Genomic DNA, 4,036 nt, shown 5'->3' with positions numbered 1-4,036 from the left:
TCGGCGACGACCTCGCCGAAGGAGGCGGGGGTGGGCACGATGACGACGCCGGCGTCCTTGAGGATTTCGACCTTTTCCTGCGCCGATTCGCCGAAGGCGGAGATGATGGCGCCGGCATGGCCCATGCGGCGGCCCTTTGGCGCGGAAAGCCCGGCGATGTAGGCGATCAGCGGCTTGCGCATGTTGTCACGCGCCCAGATCGCCGCCTCGGCCTCCTGCGGGCCGCCGATCTCGCCGATCATGACCACGGCGTCGGTATCCTCGTCGCGTTCGAAGAGCTGCAGGATGTCCTTGAAGGACGAGCCGTTGATCGGATCGCCACCGATGCCGACGCTGGTCGACACGCCGATGCCGAGCGCCTTCATCTGCGAGGCCGCCTCGTAGCCCAGCGTGCCGGAGCGGCCGACGATGCCGACGCGGCCGGGCAGGTAGATGCTGCCGGGCATGATGCCCATCAGCGCCTGTCCGGGCGTGATGACGCCGGCGCAGTTCGGGCCGACCAGGCGCATGCGGTCCTCGAAGCGGTAGCGGCGCATGTAGCGCTTGACCTGCATCATGTCCTGCGAGGGGATGCCGTCGGTGATGCACACGCAAAGCTTGATGCCGGCATCCGCCGCTTCCATGATCGAATCGGCCGCGAAGGGCGGCGGCACGAAGACGATGCTGGCCTCGGCGCGGGTCTCGCGCACGGCGCCCTTGACGGTGTTGAAGACCGGCAGGCCGAGATGCGTCTGGCCGCCCTTGCCGGGGGTGACGCCGCCGACCAGCTTGGTGCCGTAGCGTTTCATGTCGTCGGCATGGAAGCTGCCGATCTTGCCGGTGAAGCCTTGCACGATGACGCGCGTGCTGCGGTTGAGCAGGATTGCCATTTTGTCGACCTCCCTCAGGCTGCTTTTTTCTTCTTGGCGGCCGCGCGCCAGGCGGCGACGGCCTTTTCGGCGGCTTCCGCCAGCGTGTCGGCGACGATCACCTTCTCGCCGGACTCGGCCAGGATCTTGCGGCCTTCCTCGACCTTGGTGCCGGACAGCCGCACCACCAGCGGCACGTCGACGCCGACCTCGCGGATTGCCTTGATCACGCCCTCGGCCACCCAGTCGCAGCGGTTGATGCCGGCGAAGATGTTGACCAGGATGGTCTCGACATTCTTGTCGCCGAGCACGGCGCGGAAGGATTTCGCCACCCGCTCGGGCGAGGCGCCGCCGCCGATGTCGAGGAAGTTGGCCGGCTCGCCGCCGGCGATCTTGATCATGTCCATCGTCGCCATGGCCAGCCCTGCGCCGTTGATGATGCAGCCGATGTTGCCGTCCAGGCCGACATAGGAAAGGCCACGGTCGCTGGCGAAAGTCTCGCGCGGGTCTTCCTGGCTCTTGTCGCGCAGCTCGGAGATCTCCGGGCGGCGAAACAGCGCGTTCTCGTCGAACGACATCTTGGCGTCGAGCGCGACCAGGCTGCCGTCGCGCGTCACCACCAGCGGATTGATCTCCAGCATCGAGGCGTCGTAGTCGCGGAACACCTGGTAGCAGCCGAGGATGGTCTCGGTCGCCTTGCCGATCAAATTGTCCTCGAGCCCCAGCCCGAAGGCGATCTCGCGCGCCTGGAAGCGCTGCATGCCGACGCCGGGGTCGACGGTGGCGCGGATGATCGAATCCGGCGCCTTCTCGGCGATCTCCTCGATCTCCATGCCGCCGGCGGCCGAGGCCACGATCATGACGCGCTCTTCCTTGCGGTCGAGCACGAAGCCGAGATAGAGCTCCTGCGCGATGTCGACCGCCTCCTCGAGATAGAGGCGCGAGATCAGCTTGCCGCGCGGGCCGGTCTGGTGCGTCACCAGCTTGCGCCCGAGCATGGCCTCGGCCGCATTGGCGATCTCCTCGTCATTGGAGCAGAGCTTGATGCCGCCGGCCTTGCCGCGGGCGCCGGAATGGACCTGCGCCTTCAAGACCCATTTCGCGCCGCCGATCTCGCGCGCCCGGTAGGTCGCCTGCTCGGGGCTGTAGGCGAGGCCGCCGCGCGGGATATGCACGCCGTGGCGGGCCAGCAGTTCCTTGGCCTGGTATTCGTGAATGTCCATCTTGTCCTCCCGAAAGCTCTCAGTGCGTCGCCTGCGGCCCATTAGCCAATTGAGTCTGGCCGGCGCGCTCGATCGCCTCGTTCACCACCAGCACGTTGCGCGCCATGCGCTCCGAGGCGGCGTCGATCATCTTGCCGTCGAGTGCGGCAGCACCCTTGCCGAGCGCCTCGGCCTCCTTCAGCACCTCCAGGATGCGGCGGGCGCGCGTGACCTCCTTTTCCGGCGGCGAGAAGACGTCGTTGGCCAAGGCGATCTGCGATGGATGGATCGCCCATTTGCCTTCGATGCCGAGGGCGGCGGCGCGCCTTGCCGCCGCCTTGTAGCCTTCCGGATCGGAGAAGTCGCCGAACGGTCCGTCGATGGCGCGCAGGCCATAGGCGCGGCAGGCAACCGTCATGCGCGACAGCGCAAAATGCCACTGGTCGCCGGGATAGTCGGGGTTGAGGCCGCCGATGTTGACGGTGCGCGCCTTGTTGCTCGCGGCATAGTCGGCGACGCCGAAATGCATCGCCTCCAGCCGGCCGGGCGTGGCGGCGATCGCCTCGACATTGGCCATGCCGAGCGCCGTCTCGATCAGCGCCTCGAGGCCGACGCGGGTCTTGAAACCCTTGGCCATCTCGATCTGGTTGACCATCGCCTCGACCATGTAGAGGTCGGCCGGCACGCCGACCTTCGGCACCAGGATGGTGTCCAGGCGGTCGCCCGCCTGTTCCATCACGTCGACGACGTCGCGGTACATGTAGTGCGTGTCGAGGCCGTTGATGCGCACCGAGACGGTCTTGCCCTTGGCGCGCCAGTCGATGTCGTTCAGCGCCTGGATGATGTTCTTGCGGGCGCGCTCCTTGTCGGGCGGCGCGACCGCGTCCTCGATGTCGAGGAAGACGAAGTCGGCGGCGCTGGCCGCCGCCTTGTCGATCATCTCCGGGCTCGAGCCCGGGACCGCGAGCTCGCTGCGCTGCAGCCTGAGTTTCTTCAAGTGGTTGATGGTGTGGCTCATCTGGCGTCTCCGAGCCTGCTCAGGCGGCTTTGGCGATGGTTGGCTGTTCTGCCTGGCGGAAATGCTCGATCGCCGCGCCGACGCCCGAGCCGGGCGCCAACTCGACGCCGCAATCGAGCAGCGTCAGCTCAGCGGCCGAGAGCGATGCAAGCACCATCACCTCGTTCAGCCAGCCAAGATGGCCGATGCGGAACACCTTGCCGGCCACCTTGTTGAGACCGCCGCCGAGCGAGGTGTTGTAGGCCTGGTAGGCGCGCTTGACGATGTCGGCGCTGTCGATGCCGTCCGGCACCATGATGGCGCTCACCGTGTCGGAATGCCATTTGCGCTGCTTGGCGCACAGCTTCAGGCCCCAGGCGTCGACCGCCTTGCGCACGCCCTCGGCCAGGCGATGATGACGGGCAAAGATGTTGTCCAGCCCTTCCTCGGCGATCAGGTCGAGCGAGGCGCGCAGGCCGCGCAGCAACTGGGTGGCCGGCGTATAGGGGAAATAGCCGGTGTCGTTGGTGCGGATCATGTCCTCGAAGGAGAAGTAGCAGCGCCGGTGCGTCGCCGTCCTCGACGCGGCCAACGCCTTCTGGCTGACCGAGAGGAAGCCGAGACCTGCCGGCAGCATAAAACCCTTCTGCGAGCCGCTGACGGCGCAGTCGACGCCCCATTCCTCCTGACGGAAGTCGATCGAGCCGATCGAGGAGACGCCGTCGACGAACAGCAGCGCCGGGTGGTTCGCGGCATCGAGCGCGGCGCGGCAGCCGGCGACATCGCTGGTGACGCCGGTCGCGGTCTCGTTCTGCGTGCAGAAGACAGCCTTGATGCGGTGCGCCTTGTCGGCATGAAGCCGCTCGGCATAGATATCCAGCGGCACGCCCGTGCCCCATTGGCAGTCGATGACGTCGACCTCGAAGCCGAGGCGCTCGGCCATGTCGACCCACAGATGCGAGAACTGGCCGAAGCGCGACATCAGCACC

Annotated in this window: 4 protein-coding genes; all 4 read right to left on the bottom strand. The window is 67.0% G+C overall.

Features of this window, described 5'->3' with window-relative positions; all coding sequences use genetic code 11:
* A partial coding sequence (gene sucD, locus Q0L57_RS07250) for a succinate--CoA ligase subunit alpha (protein ID WP_296740379.1) occupies nt 1-869 on the bottom strand: 869 nt, incomplete at its 3' end.
* 14 nt (nt 870-883) lie between these two features.
* The gene (locus Q0L57_RS07245) at nt 884-2,071 is read right to left on the bottom strand and encodes a malate--CoA ligase subunit beta (RefSeq protein ID WP_296740377.1); all 1,188 of its coding nucleotides are present in this window, start codon (nt 2,069-2,071) and stop codon (nt 884-886) included.
* 19 nt (nt 2,072-2,090) lie between these two features.
* Nucleotides 2,091-3,068, bottom strand: coding sequence for a CoA ester lyase (locus tag Q0L57_RS07240; protein WP_296740375.1), 978 nt, complete (start codon nt 3,066-3,068; stop codon nt 2,091-2,093).
* Between the two features lie 19 nt (nt 3,069-3,087).
* Nucleotides 3,088-4,036 (bottom strand): aminotransferase class V-fold PLP-dependent enzyme (locus Q0L57_RS07235; protein ID WP_296740372.1); only part of this gene is annotated, 949 nt, incomplete at its 5' end.

It is taken from the genome of Mesorhizobium sp., from assembly GCF_024509055.1.
Lineage (GTDB): Bacteria > Pseudomonadota > Alphaproteobacteria > Rhizobiales > Rhizobiaceae > Mesorhizobium.
This window is presented reverse-complemented; position numbering and strand designations above follow the sequence as displayed.